The organism is Arthrobacter sp. K41, assembly GCF_059089645.1.
Genome location: NZ_JBNHEW010000009.1, coordinates 1 through 17064, shown reverse-complemented (window position 1 = coordinate 17064; position 17064 = coordinate 1). Strand labels below are relative to the sequence as shown.

The following is a 17064-nucleotide window of genomic DNA, read 5'->3' as shown; positions in this document are numbered from 1 at the left end:
CGGGTGCATCAGACGCCCACCGCGGCAGCATTTTGAGTGGCCGAACGGACCGGGGCCTCGAGCCCCAGGTTCTCCCGCAGGGTGCTGCCTTTGTACTCCGTGGGGTAGACGCCGCGTGCCTGCAGTTCCGGCACCAGGTGGTTCACGACGTCGTCGAGGCCGGTGGGAATCAGCCACGGCGAAATGTTGAAGCCGTCCACCGCGCCCACCCGCGCGTACTCGGCCAACTGGTCCGCCACCGCGGAGTACGAACCCGTGAAGGTGGCGTCGACCCGCGCCGTCCTGGACGTGACGAACTGCCGGATGGAGAGGCCCTTGTCCTTAGCCTCTGCCCGCCACTGGTCCGCCAGCTGGCGGGCCTTGGCACCGTGGAAACCGCTGCCGCGGGTTTCGGAGGTTTCCTCCACCACCGGATCGATCTCCGGAAGCGGCCCGTCAGGATCATATTCGGACAGCTCGCGGCCCCAGAACTGTTCCAGGTAGGCCACTGCCTGCTGAGGGCCGATCTGCAGGCTGCGCACCCATTCCTTCTTCTCCAAAGCCTCTTCAGCCGTGGGTGCCAGGATGAATTCACTGGCCGGCATAATCTGCACGGCGTTGGCACCGCGGCCCGCCTTCAGTGAACGCGCCACGAGGTCCTTGCGGAACTCGACCGCGGCTTCGAACTTCGGATGGGCCGAAAAGATGACGTCCGCCTGGCGGGCAGCGAAATCGCGGCCTTCCGGCGAATCACCGGCCTGGAACAGCACGGGCCGGTACTGTGCGCTTCGCGGCAGCCGGGGTGTCACATCCACGGTGTAGTGCGGGCCTTCGTGAAGGACCCGGCGGGCGGGCCCCTGTGCGGTTTCCCACGAATCCCAGATCCGTTTGGCCGTCTCCACGAATGCTTCCGCGTGTTTGTACCGGTCGGAATGGTTTAGGTAGCCCCCGCGCCGGAAGTTGGCACCGGTCCAGGCGTTGTCCGTGGTCACGATGTTCCAGGCGGCCCGGCCACCGGAGATCAGGTCCAGGGATGAGAGCCGGTGCGCCAGGTCCGCTGGATCGTTGTACGTGGTGTTCTGGGTGGCCACCAGGCCGATGTTCCTGGTGACCGATGCCAGGGCGGCAAGCATGGTCTGGGCATCCGGCCGGCCCACAACATCCAGGGCGTGCGGCCGGCCCAGGTGTTCGCGCAGGCGGAGCCCCTCCCCCAGGAAGAACGCAGCAAACAGTCCGCGCTCGGCTGTTTGCGCAATCCGGCGGAACGATTCGAAGTCGGTCTGCGAGCCGGATTCCGGCGCCTTCCAGACGGTGCCGGAATTGACGCCCTGGAAGAAGACGCCGAACTGGATCCTGCCGGACGGCGTAAATGTTTTGGATTTAGCACTGCTGTGCTGTGTCATGGTCTTCCCCTTAGTTCCCGGCGGCAGCGGCCGCGGACGATTTTGCAAAACGGCTGTCCGGGCGCGCTAATCCCAGCAGGTCGCGGAAGGTGCCGTCCTGAACCGGGGGCCGCAGCGCCCCGCGGCGCCTTAGTTCCGGCAGAACCAGCCGTGAAAGCTCGTCCAGTTCGATGGCGAGCGACGCCGGGTGGAGGCGGACGCCGTCGGCCTCCTTAAGAAGCTGCTCAAGAAGGTCCGTCAGGCCGGCGGCAGTGCCGGCGAAGCGTGCGCGGCCGCTGTTACTGACCGGCGCGCGCCCGGCAGCTGCCTGCCCCCGGGACTCGAGGACGACGTCGAGCCCGGCAATCACTGCCACCGATGCTCCCAGCCGGCTTCGGAGGTCCCGGATTTCTGCGGTGAGCAGTTCGGGTGTCGGCGCTGTGACCAGCACGGCGTCAACGGAGTCCGCCGAGACCTGCCCCCCGCCTACGAGCGACGCCGCAGCGAGCACCGGCAGCTGGCCCTGGAGCGGCCTGGGAATGATGGACGGGCCCTTGACCGAGTAGGCACGGCCGGCAAACTCCGCCGGCGTTTCATAATCTGCGTAGTGGAGTTTGTCCACGTCGATGTAGCGGCCGGTCTCAACATCGCGGATGACGGCGTCGTCTTCCCAGGAGTCCCACAAACGGCGGGACACCTCAATTGACGCGGCGGCTTCCTGGGCAAGGGCGGCACCGCTGACGTTGCTGCGTCCAACGGCGGCGGCCGCTTCCGGTGATTCGGCAGCGGTGGCGATCCACCCGGCACGTCCGCCGGAGACGTAGTCAAGGGTGGCGAGCTGGGTGGAGACGTGGAACGGCTCGGTGTAGACGGTGTCCACCTCGGGAACCAGGGCGATGGTCCGGGTGACGGGCCCGGCGTAGGCGGCGCGTTGCAGGGCGTTGGTGCGGCCCGGCGCCGGTTCGTCGGCGAACGTGGCCACGTGGAAGCCTGCCGATTCTGCGGCCAGCACCGCCTCGGCGAGGCTCGCGATATCCCCGCCGTTCCAGCCGGCGCTGTCCAGCTCGATCGCCAGGAACCCGGCGCGTCCCACGTGGGTGGCGTTTCCTTCTGTTGTGCTCACTGCTGGTCCTGACGTTCGTAGGGGGTCTTTTCGCCGGCTTCGATGGCCACCGGCAGCCGGTTTTCGGCAGGCGGGAGTGGGCAGGTAGCGAGGTCGGTGTAGGCGCAGGGCAGGTTGACAGCCCGGTTGAAGTCCAGCTCTACTGACCCATCTGCCGCAGGGACCACCGACAGTGAACGGTTGGCGGCATAGGTGGTCCTGCCGGAGGTCTGGTCAGTGAACAGCACCAGGAGCGAACCGGGCGTGTGTCCGTTGAAGGCCGTCAGTGTCAGCTCCTGGCCTGCCAGCTTGAAGCGGATCTCGCCGGGCGCCTCGTAAACGTGCTGGATGCCTTCGACGGCGGCACCCACCGTGGTGGGGCGGGGAGCCTCGAAGGGAACGAACGTCCCGGGGACCGCGAAGTCCGGGTTGGGCGTGTACACGGGTGTGCCCTGGTACCCGCGCAGCAAAGCGTTCTCCGGGTTCCTGGGGCGCACAATGTACTCACCGCCGCGCTTGGCCAGCTCGATGACAGAGTCCCCGGACGTGAGGTTCAGGCCGCCGCGCTCGGCGATGGGGCCAATGACCGTTTCCCCTGCCGGCAGGGGTTGCCGTTCCAGTTCCAGGAGCTGGCCGGGCTCCAGGACCACCGTAACAACGTCGTTGGCGGCGCTCCAGGTTCCGGGTACACCGTCCAGGTCGGCAGGCTCGGAGCCCAGCCAGTGCAGGTGGGTGACGGCGAGGAAGCCATGGGGGTGGGCGCGGTGGCGTTCATGGGCGGCGTGCCACTCCGCCCAGTCAGTGGTGAAGGACTCAAGGGTGCCGGCGGAAGTGGTCATTTGCCTTGTCCTGTCTGGCTGGCCGAAAAGTTTTCTTCGTTGATGGTTTTGGACTCGGGGAGCGCTTCTTCGGAAAGGCCCCAGCGCTCGAGCACTTTGCCATAGGACCCATCCTCGATCGCGGAGTTCAGGGCCTCGGTGACCACCGGCGCCAGGCCGTTGCCCCTGAGCGTGGTGGCAGCCACGAGGGTTTCGGACGGCCAGCCGGCGTTGACTTTGCCCACCACCTTCAGGTCATCCCGGGTGTTTTCCCGGTACACGGTGGACGGGTAGGGCGCGATGTTCAGATCGGTGCGTCCGGAGGACAGCGCCAGGATGGTGTCGGCGTCCGAGGAGTAGTACTGCAAGGTGGCCGGAGGCTTGCCATTGCCTTCAAGCTCCTTGTTCCAGGCAAGCAGGATCTTCTCCTGGTTCGTTCCGGACCCCACCGATACCTTCAGTCCGGAGATGTCGTCCGCCCCCTTGATGTCATAGGTGGCTGACTTTTTCGCTTCAAAGCCCATGAAGGCGGCACGGTAGGAGGCGAAATCGAACAGCTTCACCCGGTCCTTGTTGACGCCCACATTGGAGAACACGGCCTCGAAGTCGCCGGACTGCGTCTTCAGCGGCCAGTTTTCCCAGGACGTGACCTGGACATCGAGTTCCAGGCCCAGCTTGTCCGCCACGAGCTGCGCGATGTCCAGCTCGGAACCGATCGGAGTCTTGTCATCCGTTGCATGGAAGGACAGCGGGATGGACCCGGCAGTGGTGGCGATGGTCAGCTTGCCGTCCTTGCCGATCAGTTCGGGAACTTTGGCGGCGAGCGCCGCGTCCTTCTCTGCGCGGATGCGCTGTTGGTCAGGAGCGGTGTTGTAGACCACGCCGTTGCGGGCCGTCGTCGTTTCGGCCTCGCCGCCGGCGGAACCTGCGGCTGATGCGCCGGGATCAGCGCACCCGGCGAGCGCAGCAGTTCCAAGAAGTACGACGGCGGGCAGTGCGGCCAGGGTGCCGGCACGGCCGAAGCGGCGGGAAGGGTGTGTGGCAAGTGACATGGGGAAGTCCTTTAGATGTTGAAAGCCGGTTCGAGCACTTTGGAGAAGAAGCTGCGGGTGCGCGGTTCCTGCGGGTTGGTGAAAATTTGTTCCGGGCTGCCCTGTTCCACGATCTGCCCCTCGTCCATGAACACCACGGTGTCCGCTACGTCGCGGGCAAAGCCCATTTCGTGCGTGACGATGATCAGGGTGGTGCCGGATTTCGCGAGTTCACGGATGACATCCAGCACTTCGTTGACCAGCTCCGGGTCCAGAGCGGAGGTGGGTTCGTCAAACAGCAGGATTTTGGGGTCCAGGGCAAGGGCCCGGGCGATGGCCACCCGCTGCTGCTGGCCGCCGGAGAGCTGGCGGGGGTAGGCGCCGGCGCGGTCCTTGAGCCCCACCCGGTCCAGCAGTTCCAGACCGCGCCGCTGCGCCTCTTCCTTTGTACGTCCTTGCGCCACGACGGGTGCTTCGGCCACGTTTTCGAGTGCGGTGAGGTGCGGGAACAGGTTGAAGTTTTGGAACACCATGCCAATTTCGGTGCGCTGTTTCAGGATCTCCTTCTCGCGCAGCTCAAGCAGCCGCTGCCCTCGGATTTCGTAGCCCACCAGCCTGCCGTCGATGGAGATGAAGCCGCCGTCCACCTTTTCCAGGTGGTTGATGGTGCGCAACAGTGTGGACTTGCCCGATCCGGAAGGACCCACGATCACGGCGACACCGCCGGGCTCAACGGTGAGGCTGACGCCCTTGAGGACCTCGGTGGCACCAAAGGATTTACGGACTTGGGTGATTTCCACCAGGCCTCGGGTGGCGTCGGCGGTTGCAGCGGTGGTCATCAAAGGCTCCTTGCCCGGTTGTTCGCCACGGCGTGGGTGGCGAAGAATTTGCGGGCCTTCTGCAGGGGCGTCAGCGGCAGGTTGCGCACAGCGCCCTTGGAGTAGTGCCGTTCGATGTAGTACTGGAAAACGCTGAGCACGGACGTGATCACCACGTACCAGAGGGTTGCCACCAACAGCAGCGGGAGGACCTGCTGGGTGCGGTTGTAAATAACCTGCACGGTGTAGAACAGCTCGGAGTAGGCCAGGACGTACACGATGGAGGTGCCCTTGACCAGGCCGATGATCTCGTTGAATGCGGTAGGCAGGATAGCCCGCATGGCCTGGGGCAGGACAATGCGCGTGGACCTTCGCCAGGCCGGGATGCCCAGGGCGGCAGCGGCTTCCAGCTGGCCCTGGTCCACGGAGAGGATGCCGCCGCGGATGATTTCGGCGGAGTACGCTGCCTGGTTCAGGGTCAAACCCAGCACTGCTGCCGCGAACTGGCTGATCAGCGTGGTGGTCTGCACCTCAAAGAACCGGACGTCGGTGAAGGGGATGCCCAGGCTGATCTTTTCGTACAGGTAGCCCAGGTTGTACCAGAGCAGCATCTGGACCAGAAGCGGGGTGGACCGGAAGATCCATGAGAACGTCCAGGACACGGAGACCAGCAGCGGCGAGGCGGACAGCCGCATCAGCGCCAGGATGAAGCCCAGCACGAAGCCGAGGACGCCGGAGATCGCGGTCAGCTTCAGTGTCTCGATCAGCCCGCTGATGACGGACTGGGCGGTGAACCACTGCGCTACTACACCCCACTCCCAGCGGGGGTTGGTGGCAAGGGACCAGGCCACCGCGAGGACACCCAGGGCCACCACGGCGGTGCCCACCCAGCGCCACGGATGCTTGGCGGCCACCACCCGGTACGCCGAATAGTCGGTGGCCACCCGGGGCGCCCCGGCTTCCGGCGGGACCCCGCCCGCCCCGGAAGCAGCCGGCGCTGCAGCAATGGCATCCGGCGCCGGCCCGGCAGCCTGCTGTGCTGACTCTGCCGGCTGTGCTGACTGCGCCACCTTCGTTGCTGCTGAACTCATGCGCCACCCCGCTTCCATGGTTGGGCCGGAGCTGGTTGCCCCGGTTGCTGGCTGCAAATCTAGGTCTGGCCCGAAGCAGGCAGCAAGGCGGCAGGTTGCATAACTTCACCGGAGTTCGCACAGCGTCATGCGTCGGTTTTTTGCCTCTTTTGACGGGATGTGACGCGCAGTTAACGGGCGTGACCGGCTGCTCGACCGCCGTCGGAAACGCTGCCTAGCATGGCACTCCAGCCACCCCTACTGCCGCCACAGGAGCACCCATGCCAGCGCACATCCCGGCCGTCGTCTTCGTGGGCGGCGGACCCCGCACGGCCGGCGTCCTTGAACGGTTGGCCGCAAACCGTCCGGAGCTCTTCAGTGACGCGATGGAGATACACGTCGTGGAGCCGCATGTGCCCGGTTCCGGCCGTATCTGGCGCTACGACCAGCATCCGGGCCTCCTGCTGAATTCCACCGCGGCGGATATCACCATGTTCACGGACGCGTCCGTAGCCTGCGAAGGGCCGGCCGGCCCAGGACCAAGCCTGGCCGAATGGGCGGCGGGCGTGGTGGACGGGTCCATCACCGATGTTCCGGACTTTCCGCAGACCCTGCGGGAGCAGCTCCGGTCCCTCACCGGCGCCTCGTTCCCCACCCGCCAGCTGCAAAGCCAGTACCTGGAGTGGTTCTTCCGCCGCGCAGCCAGGTCCCTCGGCCGGGACGTCACAGTCCACCGGACCACGGCTGTAGCGGTCAGGCGAATAGGCTACAAAGCTTCCCCCGCCGATCCCGCCCCCGGCACCGTGGCCACGGGCAAGCACCTCGTCGAACTGGCGAATGGCCGGACGCTGCAGGCCGACATAGTGGTCACCGCGCTGGGCCACACCGATTCCCGTCCCGATGCCGCCTCCGAGGCCTGGGCCGACTTCGCCCGGCGGCACGGCGGCTTTCATGCGGCACCCAGTTACACCACCGACGTCGACTATTCCCCCATCGCTCCGGGGCAGGACGTCATCGTTTCCGGCATGGGCCTTGCCTTCGTCGACCTCCTGGTCCTTCTGATGGAGGGCCGCGGTGGACGGTTCGTTGAAACTCCCGACGGCGGTCTGCAGTACCGTGCGTCGGGCAGGGAACCGAAGCTGTGGGCAGGTTCGCGGCGGGGAGTGCCGTACCACTCCAAAATTTCCGCAACGCTCCGGGGGGACCCGCCCGGGCCGCTGCTCTTCCTGACCGCTGCGGCGGTGGCTGCCCTGCTGGAACGGCGAGGGGAGCTCGATTTCCGCCGGGACCTGTGGCCCCTGATCGCCAAGGAGGCCGGCTACGGCTACTACCGGGAACTGCTGACCGGCAACCCCGGCCTGGCCACCATGGCCTGGGAAGAGTTCGCGGCCCGCTACTCGGACCTGGACTGGTACAGCCCCGCCCGTGAAGAACTTGTGGCTGCAGCCATACCTGACTCCGCCCTCCACCTCGACCTCGAGCGGCTGGACCGGCCCTTCACCGGCCGCCGCTTCGCCGGGCACCAGGACGTGCAGGACGCGGTGGTGGAGTACATCGAGCATGATCTCGCCCTCCGGGACAGCCCCGACCACCCGGAAACCCTCGCCCTTTTCCTGGCATTGCTGCACGTGTACATGGAAGTGGGGCGGGTGGTTCCGCCGGAACGGCTCAACGCCCGCTCCCAGCAGGTGGTCCACGGCTGGTGGCACGGGTTCTTCAGCTTCGTGGATTCCGGACCGCCGCCCAACCGCCTCCGCCAGATGCTGGCACTGCACCGCGCCGGGCTCCTGCGGTTCCTCGGCCCGGACCTCCAAGTGGAAGCGGAGGAATCCACTGGCCTGTTCCATGCCGGCTCTCCACGGTCCGGGACCTTCGTGGCGGCGAAGGCATTAATCGAAGCCCGCCTCCCCTCCCCCACCGTGGCCCGCTCACTCAACCCGGTACTCGGTTCCTTGCACCGGACAGGCCTCGGCGCGGAACAGCAGCTGCTGACCGCCGACGGGATCCACTCCACAGGCAAGCTGCTCATCTCCAGCCGGCACGAACTGGTGAGCGCTGAGGGGACGCCGCAGCCTACGCTTTTCGGTGTGGGCCCCGGCACCTCCGGGTGGGGCGCGGGTGCCTTTGCCCGTCCCGGCACCAACGCCGCGCCGTTCCGCGAAAATGATGCTTTGGCCCGGAACATTCTCACTGCCGTCCGTGGCACCGCCGCACGGACCTCCGCCGTGATCTCCACAGAACCAGCCGCCGTCGGAAAGAACTGAACCGTGACCGCAGAAACCGGCCTCGTCCGCCAGCCCCTTGGTGCTGCCTCCCAGCCAGCCGATGCTGACCGCCAGCCCCTTGGTGCTGTCCGCCGGCCACTGGACGCGGCCGTGCTGACAGTCCTCAATCTCCCCATGCACGATCCGCGCGTCCGGCCACTGCTGGACGAACTCGCCGTCGAATACGACACCCGCTATGGGGACCTTTTCGGCAGGAGCGCGGCGGCGGAGGAACTGAACCGCTACCCGGCTGATGAATTCGAGGGACCGGGCGGTGCGCTCCTGGTGGTCCAGGAAAACGGCGAATCCATCGCGGGCGGCGCCTTCCGCCGCTACGACGCCAACACCGCCGAGCTCAAACGGATCTGGACCCACTCGGGCCACCGCCGCCGCGGACTGGCAAAACTGGTGATGGCCGAGCTGGAAACCCTGGCCGTCCGCCGCGGGTACACCAGGCTCTACCTCACTACCGGTCCCCGCCAGCCGGAGGCAAAGCACCTGTACCTCACCACCGGCTACCAGCCCCAGTTCGACCTGGACGCCGACCCGGAGACGCTGAAGTTCCTGGCGTTCACCAAAGAGCTGTCAAAGCTTCCGCCGAACTGACGTTTCGCACCCCACGTGCCGGGCGTGGCCGCCGCTAAGCTAGCGGCATGGCCAACAAAACCACAGCAGAGAAGCTTGCCACCATTCAGAAGGGGTACACGCTGGACGGGCCCGCCATCGAACTGGGGGCAGCGATCGTGGACGGTGAAGTCCACAAGGAGGCGCAGGTACGCCTGCCGCTGGCAATGATGAACCGGCACGGCCTGGTGGCAGGAGCCACCGGCACCGGCAAAACCGTCACGCTGCACATGATGGCCGAACAGCTCTCCGCCGCCGGTGTTCCGGTCTTCCTGGCTGATATCAAGGGCGATCTCTCCGGCCTGGCCACTGCAGCCGCCGGAAGCGAAAAACTCCTTGCCCGGACCGAAGGCATCGGCCAGGCGTGGCAGGGCAGGACGTTCCCCGTCGAGTTCCTGGCATTGGGCGGGGAAGGCAACGGCGTCCCGGTCAGGGCCACTGTCACGTCGTTTGGCCCCATCCTGCTCTCGCGGATCATGGAGCTGAACGACACGCAGGAATCCAGCCTGCAGCTCGTGTTCTATTTTGCCGATAAAAACGGCCTGGAGCTCATTGACCTGAAGGATCTCCGCGCGGTCATCCAATTCCTGACTTCCGCCGAGGGCAAGGACCAGCTCGCGGAGCTGGGCGGGTTGTCCAAGGCGACCGCGGGCGTGATCCTCCGCGAGCTGGTGAGCCTCGAGGCCCAGGGGCTGGAGAGGTTCTTCGGTGAACCGGAGTTCGATACCGCTGAGCTGCTGCGGACTGCCCGGGACGGTCGTGGAGTGGTGACATGCCTGGAACTGCCCGCCCTGCAGACCAAGCCCATGCTGTTTTCCACCTTCCTGATGTGGCTGCTGGCCGACCTGTTCGAGGACCTGCCCGAGGCCGGCGACCTGGACAAACCCAAACTGGTGTTCTTCCTTGACGAGGCGCATCTGCTCTTCAACGACGCTTCCAAGGCATTTCTTGAGGCCATCACCACCACTGTGCGGCTCATCCGTTCCAAGGGCGTCGGGATTTTCTTCGTCACCCAGACCCCCAAAGACGTGCCGGCCGAAGTCCTCGGCCAGCTCGCCAACCGGGTGCAGCATGCCCTCCGCGCGTTCACTCCGGAGGATGCGAAGGCGCTTAAAGCGACTGTATCCACGTTCCCCATGAGCGACTACAACCTCGAAGAGACGCTCACGTCGGCCGGAATCGGTGAGGCGGTGGTCACCGTGATGAACGAGAACGGCGCACCCACGCCCGTGGCCCTTACCCGGCTGCGCGCCCCGGAATCCGTGATGGGGCCAAGCGAGGAGGCCCTGGTCCGCAGCACCGTGGCCGGATCAGCGCTGCTGGGCAAGTATGGAACAGCGGTGGACAACCCCTCCGCCTACGAGAAGCTGTCGGGCAAAGCTACCGCTGCCACCGGCCCCGCCGCCGAGGGCCAACCGCCTGTTCCCGGCGGTGGCGGTGAGCGTAATGGCGGCCCGGGCAGCGAAACCCCCGGCGGTTACGACGTCGACGCCGAGGCACGGCGGATTGAAGAGGAAATTCTGGGCCGGCCAAGCAGCAGGCCCGCTCGCACCGGGCAAAGGCGCACCCGCATTGAAGCACCGCGGACCACCCGCCAGGAGCCGGAGGATGGAGGGATGGGTGACCTCGGGGGCATCCTCGGCGGGGCCCTGGGCGGCGGGCTGAAGAGCATGGCCCGGTCCATGGGAACCCAGCTGGGCCGCGAACTGCTCCGCGGCGTGTTCGGCACGTCGTCCCGGCGCCGCCGCTGACCAGGCGCCGCAGTGCGCTGACTCAACTGCCGCCGTCGGGCGCAGGGCAGGTAACGTATGGAACGTGCAGATGAGTCAAGCGTTGGTGAGGATAGCAGCCGGATGGCTGCTGGGCCTCATGCTTGCTGTGGCCGCCGCCATCGTTGCCGTCAACCTCGTGAACAACACCGTGGCCAGCCCCCAGCAGCCGGTCCGGGAGTATCTGGACGCGGTGCAGAGCGGCGACGGCGGCAAGGCGCTGGGACTCCTCCGGGCAACAGTGCCGCCCAGCAACGCTGCCATGCTCGACGGCACTGCCCTGCAGACCGCCACGTCCCGCTTTACGAACGTCAACATCGGAGACGCCGAGGAGCGCCCGGGCGGCCAGGTGATGGTGCCGATGGAATACACCATCGACGGCAGCCGGCTGCGCACGGAGTTCGCGCTGCAGAAGACTGGAACCGACTGGATCTTCTTCAACAACTGGGCCTTTGTTCCGTCCCGGCTGCCCACCGTTGATGTCACGGTGGTCAACTCAAGCGAGGCCACCGTGAACGGCGTGGACGTCAACATGCCCAACGGCCGGAACTCCTTCGCCGTTTTCTACCCCGGCGAATACGAGGCCACGGTGAACGGCGAATACTTTTCTGCGCCCCCAACCCGTGCCACGGTCACCGCCCGCGACGTCCCGGTGGCGCCACTGAACCTGCTGACGCAGGCCACTGACGGCCTGAAGACGGACGTGGCGGCCAAGGTTCGGGAATTCCTGGACGGCTGCGCGGCCCAGGCCGTCCAGGAGCAGAAGCTCCAGCCTGACTGCCCCTTCTACTACGCCAGCAACAACCGGGTCCAGGACGGCAGCATCAAATGGACCGTGACCGAATATCCCAACGTGGCCATCGAGCCCTTTGACGGGCGCTGGGTTGTGGCGCCCCTTGACGGCAAGGCCAAGGTGGAGGCGCTCCAGCAGAACCTGTTTACCGGCGCCTGGTACCCGCTGGATGAGGAAGTGGACTTCAGCTTCACTACCCGCCTGGACGTCGCCGGGGACACTATCAAGGTCACGCCGCTGCTCAGCTTCTAGGCCAGGCTCTGAAGCGGCCAGCCGCTACGTGCCGGACGTCATAAGGCTGCCGCCTGTGACGGGTGTGTCACTGGCGGCAGCCTATCTTTTTCTCTACGACGGCGGCGCGTCAGTCCAGGCCGCGCAGGTCCAGCACCAGCTCGGTGTCCCCGTCGCTTTGCAGCAGTACAGGGATGCCCCAGTCCTGCTGGTAAAGGTGGCAGGCTGCATGGTCAGGGATCTCGCCGTCCTCCGTTTCCGGACCGTCACAGGCCGCGGCACGGGCGGTGATGTGCAGGACGCCTTCGGGCACGTCTGCGGACAGCTCAAGGGTCCGGAGCAGCCCCACGGACGTTCCTCCGCCGGACACCAGAAGCTCGGGCGGAGTGGAAGAAATTTTCAGTTGCGTGGGATCGCCCCAGCGGTCATCCAGCTTCTGCCCGGTGGGGGCGGTGAAACGGACCGTCAGCTCCAGCGGGCCGGGTGCAACAGGGCTCTTGGGCCGATGGGTCTGGGACGCGCCCTCATCCACCTGCTGGGCTTCCTTAGGGATGGGGACGTACACCAGCTGGTGCTGGTTTGCCTCCACCACCACCAGCAGCGGCTCGGAACCTGCCGACTGCGTGTGGTCCACAATGACGTCCGAGGGCTCGAGCAGTCCGCGCGCCAGCGTGGTGACCGTTCCCGCAGCGAGGTCGTAGCGGCGGACGGCGCCGTTATAGGTATCGGCGATGGCCACTGAACCGTCCGGCAGCACCGTGACGCCGAGCGGATGCTGGAGCCGGGCTTCAACGGCAGCACCGTCCCGGAAGCCGAAGTCGAACAGGCCCTTGCCGACAGCGGACTCCACGGTGATGGCGCCGTCGTCGTCGATAACGAGCTTGCGGAGGGCGGACGTCTCGGAGTCGGCAACCCAGATGTTGCCGGCCGCGTCCTCGGCCAGGCCGGAGGGCTGGGCGAACCAGGCCTCGTGGGCCGGGCCGTCCAGCAGGCCTTCCAGGCCATTGCCGGCGGCGATGGCCACGGCACCGGTCAGCGGGTCGAAGCTGAAGATCTGGTGCGTTCCGGCCATGGCGATCACCACGGCGTTAAGCTTGCTGGACCAGACCAGGTCCCATGGCGAGCTCAGGGAGACCTCCAGCGGGTGTTCGCTGAGCCGGCCGGTGAATCCGGCGGCATCCTCGTCCACGCGGGCAGGGCCGGTTTCGAGCAGGCGCTGGATGCCGTTGCCGGCGAGGGTGGTCACCTTCCCGTCCTCGAGCGAAAGGCCGCGGAGCCTGTGGTTCACGGAGTCTGCAATTACGACGTCGTAACCTGCCTTGGCGGCCACGTCTTCAGGCAACAGGACCAGGCCCTGGGGCTCGTTGAACTGGGCCGTGGCAGTGTCGCCGGCGGCGGGTCCGTCAGCGAAGCCTTTGGTGCCGGAGCCGTAGGTGCCCAGAACGGTGTGGAAGTCGGTGCCCAGTTCAACCAGGCGGTGATGGCCTGTGTCGGTGACCAGCCAGGAACCCTGCACTGCGGCGCCTGCCGCGGCACCGCCGTCGGACGTTTCCCGCGACTCAGCCGAACCGCGCCCGGCGGGCAGGAAGAGCGCCTTGCCGGGGAAGCGGAGCGTGCCGGAGGTGGGCTCAGGGGCCACGTAGGGGCCGGAGCCGCGGTGCAGCGTCCCCTTGGCCTCGTGTTCGGCAATGAGCTCGGGGATCAGGACCGCGAGTCCGTCGGCGTGGCCTTCACCGGAGAGGTGCGCAACGATGTAGCCCTCGGGGTCGATGACCACCAGGGTGGGCCAGGCCCGCGCCGTGTAGGCCTTCCAGGTATCCAGCTCGGGATCGTCCAGGACGGGGTGGTGGATCTCGTAACGTTCGACGGCGGCGGCCAGCGCCACGGGATCCGCCTCGTGCTCGAATTTGGGCGAGTGGACACCCACCGTGACCAGGACGTCGGAGTACTGTTCCTCCAGCGGCCGCAGCTCGTCCAGGACGTGAAGGCAGTTGATGCAGCAGAAGGTCCAGAAGTCCAGCAGTACGATTTTGCCGCGAAGGGCTTCGAGGTCCAGCGACTTGCCGCCGGTGTTCAACCAGTTACGGCCCACCAGTTCGGAGGCCCGGACCCGAAGGTGGGTGCGTACGGTTTCGCTCATGAGCGTCCTTCCAGCTTGTTTCGTTCAGCCAGCTTGGCGTCGCGTTCAGCCAATTTGGCAAACATATCGTTGTAAGCGGTGAGATCGGCGTCGTTATTCCTGTCCGCCGCCCGGTCCACGCGTTTGGTCTCCCGCTGGTCGGACCGGGACCACATGATGGCCACACCGATGGCCACCAGAAGGGTGGGCACTTCGCCGATGCCCCAAGCCACGGCGCCGCCGGTCTGCTGATCCAGCAGCGCCGACTGCCCCCAGGCACGGCCGAGGTTGCCGAAATAGTCGGCGGCCAGCAGGTTGGTTCCGCCCATAATGGCCACGCCGAAGAAGGCGTGGAAGCCCATGGTGGCCAGGAGCAGCAGCAGCCGCATGGGGTACGGCGCCCGGCGCGGCAGCGGGTCGGAGCCAATCATGCTCAGGACGAAGATGTACCCGGTGAGCAGGAAGTGCACGATCATCAGTTCGTGGCCCACGTGCTCACGCATTGCGAACCCGAACAGGTCGGAGTAGTAGAACAGCACGATTGAACCGGCGAAGTTGGCGGCCGCGAAAAGCGGGTGCGTGACCACCTGGGAGAACTTGGAGTGCACGAACACCAGCAGCCATTCCCTGGGGCCGCGCGAACCGTCTCCGCGGGGAGGCAGGGCGCGCAGGGCGAGGGTCACGGGGGCGCCGAGGACCAGGAAGATGGGGGCCACCATGGTGAGTGCCATATGGTCCACCATGTGCGCGGAGAACAGGACACGGCCGTAGACCGACGGCGGGCCCGAGGTGATGTAGGTGAGCACCAGCAGGCCAATCACCCAGTTCACGGAACGGAACCACTGCCACTTGTCGCCCCGGCCGTTGATCCTGGCTACGCCCATGAAGTAGGAAACCAGCCCGAACAACGCCACTGCTATCCACAGCCAGTCCAGCCGCCACTCGGTGAGCCAGCGGACAGGCGTCAGCTCCGGCGGAAGTTCGTAGCCGGTGAGGATGAAAGCGGGTGAGGCGTCGGGTGCATACGTGGTGGACTGCGGAGGGGCAGATCGGCCCAGGGCCACGGCCACACCGGAGGTGGCCCCCATGACCAGGAATTCAGCCAGGACCAGCTGCCAGAGGACCCTCCGCGAGGACATGGTGGAGCCCTTGCGGCTCAGCTGCGGAATCACCCACTGACGGTGCATAAGGCCCACTCCACCCAGTACCAGCGTCGCGGCGGACTTGGCCAGGATCAGCTGGCCGTAAGAGGAACCGAAGAGGTCACCCCAGTTGGTAATCCGGATACTTGCATTGATGACACCGGAGGCGAAGACCAGCACGAAGGCGAAGCCGGCCAGCGAGGAGAACCTTTTGAGTGCCGCCTCGGTAATGTCGCCCGCAGCGCCTGCTTTGGGACCGGTCAGGATTCCGGAAAGGAGCGCCAGCATGATGATGCCGCCCACCCAGGTACTGACACCCACCAGGTGAAGGCCAAGGGAGTTGATGGCTCCTTCGTGGTCGGAGGAACTCGAGGAGTGCCCGATCAGGGCCGTGGGCACCAGACCGATGAGTGCCAGGATCAGGGTCAGGGCCAGCCCGCCCAGGGACCGGACGCCGAACAGGGCAGTAGTCACCACGGCGGCAATGATGGTGACGGCTAGCCAGGCCCGCCCCGTCTCAATGTCGGTCATGAAGTAGACCAGCGCCTGGGTGAATTCGGCGTCGCCTGAAATGCCCTGGCCGGCTACATCGGAATAGGTAAGCACCAGGACGGCAATGGCGGACAAGGTCCAGACGGCGCCGGCAACGGCTGCAACTGCAAGGGCGCGGGTGAAGGCGGGATGCTCTGCGTCTCCTGCGTCTGCCGCACGCTCCCGGCTGCGGAGCCCCAGGCTCCTGGGCAGGATGCCTACGGCGAAGATGAGGCCGCCGATGGCCGTAGCCACCGCCGCGTTGTGGACGGCCTTGCTGACGGGCAGGCCCCAGCGGACCAGGGCGCCTGGATCTGAGACCTCACGGGCAGCGGCCGCGCCGGAAAAGACGAGTGCCGCGACAAGTCCGAGGAAGAGTGCCGCCAGTCCTGCCAGCTGCCACGCCTTTGAGACGCCGAGGGCGCCGCCGGCTTGCCCAGAGGCTCCCCTATCGGGAGCTGTCTGGGTTGCTGTGGTTTGGGGTTTTGCGGCAGAAGGCACTTATCCATTGTCCGCTACCCTTGCCCGGGCCGCGAATCGGCTTAGAAGCCCAAAAGGGGCGGCAACCGGTGGTTGCCGCCCCTGGTCCACCCCGGTGTGATCCCGGGAGGAAGAAGCTCTACTTCTTGTTGGAGACCGCAGCCTTCAGCTTGGAGCCGGCGGTCAGCTTGACGCTGTGGCCGGCGGCGATCTGGATGGTCTCACCGGTCTGCGGGTTGCGGCCCGTGCGTGCTGCGCGGTCAGTGCGCTCGACGGCGAGCCAGCCCGGAATGGTGATCTTCTCGCCGGCGGCAACGGAAGTCTCGAAAACCTCGAACAGTGCGTCGAGGACGGAGTTGACGGCTGCCTGGCTGGTGCCGGCCTTGCCTGCTACCTCTGAAACAAGTTCACTACGGTTCTTAGCCATTGATGTCCTCCTGGACGGTCATGATTTTCTGGAGCCTGCACGCGGCGTGCGTACAAGCCACTGTTCGAAAACTTACCAGCTTGGGCCGTCCTGGTCCGCAAATTCCCCGTGTTTCCGCGACTTTTTGAGGTTAATCACCAGATTCTTGAGGGTTTTGAAGCTTTCCCGGCATCAAGCGCAGACCCTGCGGGGCTTCCCGAGGTCCCACCTCGTGTCCGCCTCTAGGTGCCGCCGGGCCGCCTGGAGCGCGGCGTGTTTTCTGCAGCCTTCCCGGCGACGCTCTCGCAGTTCCTGCAGCCTTCCGGGCGACGCTCTCTCAGTTCCTGCAGCCTTCCGGGCGACCCTCTCGCAGTTCCTTGCAGCGTCCCGGGCGACGCTTCCTTAGTTGCGGCGGGGCGGACCTTGTCGCCGGCCTTAGGTACGGCGCCGTGCTCGCCGGTGCTGGCCGGTGTGGTGTGGTGGTTAAAGCAGTGGGGCCCTGACG

Annotated in this window: 13 protein-coding genes; 4 read left to right on the top strand and 9 right to left on the bottom strand. The window is 66.2% G+C overall.

Annotated elements, in window-relative coordinates; genetic code table 11:
* Positions 1–8 precede the first annotated feature (8 nt).
* Genes AC5RTE_RS16265 through AC5RTE_RS16240 form a run of 6 tightly spaced genes read right to left on the bottom strand, consistent with a single transcriptional unit; the run spans position 9 to position 6221 of the window.
* The gene (locus tag AC5RTE_RS16265; RefSeq protein WP_494042414.1) at positions 9–1382 is read right to left on the bottom strand and encodes an NtaA/DmoA family FMN-dependent monooxygenase; all 1374 of its coding nucleotides are present in this window, start codon (positions 1380–1382) and stop codon (positions 9–11) included.
* Between the two features lie 10 nt (positions 1383–1392).
* The gene (locus AC5RTE_RS16260; protein ID WP_494042413.1) at positions 1393–2484 is read right to left on the bottom strand and encodes an LLM class flavin-dependent oxidoreductase; all 1092 of its coding nucleotides are present in this window, start codon (positions 2482–2484) and stop codon (positions 1393–1395) included.
* On the bottom strand, positions 2481–3302 hold the full coding sequence (locus AC5RTE_RS16255; RefSeq protein ID WP_494042412.1) for a DUF1684 domain-containing protein: 822 nt from the start codon (positions 3300–3302) through the stop codon (positions 2481–2483). Before AC5RTE_RS16255 ends, AC5RTE_RS16260 begins: the two co-directional genes overlap by 4 nt.
* Positions 3299–4333, bottom strand: a complete 1035-nt coding sequence (locus tag AC5RTE_RS16250) for a transporter substrate-binding domain-containing protein (RefSeq protein ID WP_494042411.1) — start codon at positions 4331–4333, stop codon at positions 3299–3301. The genes AC5RTE_RS16255 and AC5RTE_RS16250 overlap by 4 nt, the downstream gene beginning before the upstream one ends.
* A gap of 11 nt (positions 4334–4344) precedes the next feature.
* Positions 4345–5151 carry an amino acid ABC transporter ATP-binding protein gene (locus tag AC5RTE_RS16245; protein ID WP_494042410.1) on the bottom strand — a complete coding sequence of 269 codons (807 nt, stop codon included), beginning with the start codon at positions 5149–5151 and terminating at the stop codon, positions 4345–4347.
* Entirely contained in the window at positions 5151–6221 is a 1071-nt protein-coding gene (locus tag AC5RTE_RS16240; protein ID WP_494042409.1) for an amino acid ABC transporter permease, read from the bottom strand. The genes AC5RTE_RS16245 and AC5RTE_RS16240 overlap by 1 nt, the downstream gene beginning before the upstream one ends.
* Positions 6222–6481: 260 nt before the next feature.
* Here AC5RTE_RS16240 and AC5RTE_RS16235 point away from each other — a divergent pair, with 260 nt between their 5' ends.
* The 4 genes from AC5RTE_RS16235 (at position 6482) to AC5RTE_RS16220 (ending at position 11902) form a co-directional block, all read left to right on the top strand.
* A complete protein-coding gene (locus AC5RTE_RS16235) occupies positions 6482–8464 on the top strand; it encodes an FAD/NAD(P)-binding protein (protein WP_494042408.1) in 1983 nt (660 codons plus the stop codon).
* Positions 8465–8599: 135 nt separating this feature from the next.
* On the top strand, positions 8600–9070 hold the full coding sequence (locus AC5RTE_RS16230; RefSeq protein WP_494042477.1) for a GNAT family N-acetyltransferase: 471 nt from the start codon (positions 8600–8602) through the stop codon (positions 9068–9070).
* 47 nt (positions 9071–9117) lie between these two features.
* Positions 9118–10839 (top strand): helicase HerA-like domain-containing protein, encoded by a 1722-nt coding sequence (locus AC5RTE_RS16225; protein ID WP_494042407.1) that lies wholly within the window; start codon positions 9118–9120, stop codon positions 10837–10839.
* Between the two features lie 70 nt (positions 10840–10909).
* Entirely contained in the window at positions 10910–11902 is a 993-nt protein-coding gene (locus tag AC5RTE_RS16220; protein ID WP_494042406.1) for a hypothetical protein, read from the top strand.
* A 109-nt stretch (positions 11903–12011) separates the two neighbouring features.
* On the opposite strand, the gene AC5RTE_RS16215 is transcribed toward AC5RTE_RS16220, so the two are convergent.
* The 3 genes from AC5RTE_RS16215 to AC5RTE_RS16205 form a co-directional block, all read right to left on the bottom strand.
* The gene (locus AC5RTE_RS16215) at positions 12012–14021 is read right to left on the bottom strand and encodes an NHL domain-containing thioredoxin family protein (protein ID WP_494042405.1); all 2010 of its coding nucleotides are present in this window, start codon (positions 14019–14021) and stop codon (positions 12012–12014) included.
* Positions 14018–16174: a bifunctional copper resistance protein CopD/cytochrome c oxidase assembly protein gene (locus tag AC5RTE_RS16210; protein WP_494042404.1), complete on the bottom strand. Its 2157-nt coding sequence runs from the start codon at positions 16172–16174 to the stop codon at positions 14018–14020. The genes AC5RTE_RS16215 and AC5RTE_RS16210 overlap by 4 nt, the downstream gene beginning before the upstream one ends.
* Positions 16175–16292: 118 nt before the next feature.
* Entirely contained in the window at positions 16293–16580 is a 288-nt protein-coding gene (locus AC5RTE_RS16205; protein WP_104045996.1) for an HU family DNA-binding protein, read from the bottom strand.
* Between the last annotated feature and the right edge of the window lie 484 nt (positions 16581–17064).

Excerpts from the sequence above, each read along its gene's own strand:
- AC5RTE_RS16205 (WP_104045996.1), bottom strand. The coding sequence starts at position 16,580 with ATGGCTAAGAACCGTAGTGAACTTGTTTCAGAGGTAGCAGGCAAGGCC.
- AC5RTE_RS16255 (WP_494042412.1), bottom strand. The coding sequence starts at position 3,302 with ATGACCACTTCCGCCGGCACCCTTGAGTCCTTCACCACTGACTGGGCG.
- AC5RTE_RS16250 (WP_494042411.1), bottom strand. The coding sequence starts at position 4,333 with ATGTCACTTGCCACACACCCTTCCCGCCGCTTCGGCCGTGCCGGCACC.
- AC5RTE_RS16220 (WP_494042406.1), top strand. The coding sequence starts at position 10,910 with ATGAGTCAAGCGTTGGTGAGGATAGCAGCCGGATGGCTGCTGGGCCTC.
- AC5RTE_RS16225 (WP_494042407.1), top strand. The coding sequence starts at position 9,118 with ATGGCCAACAAAACCACAGCAGAGAAGCTTGCCACCATTCAGAAGGGG.
- AC5RTE_RS16215 (WP_494042405.1), bottom strand. The coding sequence starts at position 14,021 with ATGAGCGAAACCGTACGCACCCACCTTCGGGTCCGGGCCTCCGAACTG.
- AC5RTE_RS16230 (WP_494042477.1), top strand. The coding sequence starts at position 8,600 with ATGCACGATCCGCGCGTCCGGCCACTGCTGGACGAACTCGCCGTCGAA.
- AC5RTE_RS16265 (WP_494042414.1), bottom strand. The coding sequence starts at position 1,382 with ATGACACAGCACAGCAGTGCTAAATCCAAAACATTTACGCCGTCCGGC.
- AC5RTE_RS16240 (WP_494042409.1), bottom strand. The coding sequence starts at position 6,221 with ATGAGTTCAGCAGCAACGAAGGTGGCGCAGTCAGCACAGCCGGCAGAG.
- AC5RTE_RS16245 (WP_494042410.1), bottom strand. The coding sequence starts at position 5,151 with ATGACCACCGCTGCAACCGCCGACGCCACCCGAGGCCTGGTGGAAATC.
- AC5RTE_RS16235 (WP_494042408.1), top strand. The coding sequence starts at position 6,482 with ATGCCAGCGCACATCCCGGCCGTCGTCTTCGTGGGCGGCGGACCCCGC.